Raw genomic sequence first — 1,694 nt, forward strand, 5'->3', positions numbered from 1 at the left:
CCTCAAAAGCGCCGTGCCCCAGCCGCGCGAGGAAATCCTCCTCCACGCAGCCGCCGGAGAGCGAGCCGACGTGCTCGCCGCGCGCGTTGGCACACAGCCACGCCCCCGGCGCCCGGGGCGAGGAGCCGAAGGTTTCCAGCACCGTGCACAGCCAGATCGTCTCGCCCTGGTCGCACCAGGCAAGCGAGCGCTCGATGACTTTCAGATCCAGATGTTGCATGACATTACGCGTTCCTCGTTGGGCGCCGGGGTGGTCGAGCCGGGTTTCCCCTCAAGCGTAGACCAGTCGATGAGTCTTGATGCAGGTTATCGGATACGCCGGGCCGAGCCTTCCATTCGCGTCTATGCTTAACCCGTCATGACCGTGACCCGGTATCGCATCATAATTAAAGGCAATGAAAATGACCTCCACGACGACGTTCGAGAAGCATCGCGAGAGCGCTCAAACGCGCTCAAGCGTTGCCTTGACCATCAACGGCCAGCGCCACGAGCTGACGCTTGATAACCGCACGACGCTGCTCGATGCCCTGCGCGAACACCTGAACCTGACCGGCTCCAAGAAAGGCTGCGACCACGGCCAGTGCGGCGCCTGCACGGTGTTCATCGACGGCCAGCGGGTCAACGCCTGCCTGACCCTGGCCGTCATGCACCAGGACGACGAGATCACCACCATCGAAGGTGTCGGCGGCGTCGAGCACCTGGACCCGATGCAGCAGGCGTTCATCGACCACGACGCCTTCCAGTGCGGCTACTGCACGCCGGGTCAGATCTGCTCGGCGAAGGCGACCCTCGAGGAGATCCGTGCCGGCATCCCGAGCCACGTGACCGGTGATTTGACCGGTCCCATCGAGATCACCGACGAAGAGATTCGCGAGCGCATGTCCGGCAACCTGTGCCGCTGTGGCGCCTACGCCAACATTCTCGAGGCCATTCGGCAGGTCGCCAAGGAGCGCGCATGAAAGCCTTCTCGTTCGAGCGCGCAACCGATGCTGCCCAGGCGGCCAAGCGCGCCTTTGAAATGCCGGGCAGCAAGTTCATCGCCGGCGGCACCAACCTCCTGGATCTGATGAAGCACGAGATCGAGGTGCCGCCGCACCTGATCGACGTCACCCGCATCGGTCTCGACGAGATCACCGCCACCGACGACGGCGGGCTCAGGATCGGCGCGCTGGTCAGCAATACCGCCCTCGGCGCGGACGAGCGCATCCGGCGCGACTACCCGGTGCTCAGCCGGGCACTGTTCTCCGGCGCCTCGAGCCAGCTGCGCAACAAGGCCTCGACTGGCGGCAACCTTCTTCAGCGCACCCGTTGCCCCTACTTCTTCGACCCCAAGATGCCCTGCAACAAGCGCGAGCCGGGTGCGGGCTGCGCCGCCCTCGACGAGGGCGCCGACACCCGCCAGCTCGGTGTGATCGGCACCTCGGAGCACTGCATCGCCACGCACCCATCCGACATGGCGGTGGCGCTGCGCGTGCTCGACGCCGAGGTGGAGACCGTCGACCCGGAAGGGCGCACCCGCCGGCTCACCCTCGACGAGTTCTACCCGTTGCCCGACGACACCCCGGAAGTGGAGAGCGCGCTGTCGCCGGGTGAGATCATCACCGCCGTGGTGCTGCCGGCCCCGGTGGGCGGCACCCAGCGCTACTTCAAGGTGCGTGACCGCGCCTCCTACGCGTTTGCGCTGGTCTCGGTGG

3 protein-coding genes are annotated in these 1,694 nt (G+C 66.2%); 2 read left to right on the forward strand and 1 reads right to left on the reverse strand.

Translation table 11 applies throughout. The features are described 5' to 3' along the window. Positions 1-220 (reverse strand): XdhC family protein (locus BIS11_RS16800; RefSeq protein ID WP_253586616.1); only part of this gene is annotated, 220 nt, incomplete at its 3' end. 181 nt (positions 221-401) lie between these two features. On the opposite strand from BIS11_RS16800, the gene BIS11_RS16805 reads away from it, so the two are divergent. Beyond that, the gene (locus BIS11_RS16805) at positions 402-959 is read left to right on the forward strand and encodes a 2Fe-2S iron-sulfur cluster-binding protein (protein ID WP_253426754.1); all 558 of its coding nucleotides are present in this window, start codon (positions 402-404) and stop codon (positions 957-959) included. After that, positions 956-1,694 (forward strand): xanthine dehydrogenase family protein subunit M (locus BIS11_RS16810; protein WP_253586617.1); only part of this gene is annotated, 739 nt, incomplete at its 3' end. The genes BIS11_RS16805 and BIS11_RS16810, both read left to right, overlap by 4 nt.

This window comes from Halomonas sp. 707D4 (genome assembly GCF_024158685.1).
In the GTDB taxonomy this organism is placed as follows: Bacteria; Pseudomonadota; Gammaproteobacteria; order Pseudomonadales; family Halomonadaceae; genus Vreelandella.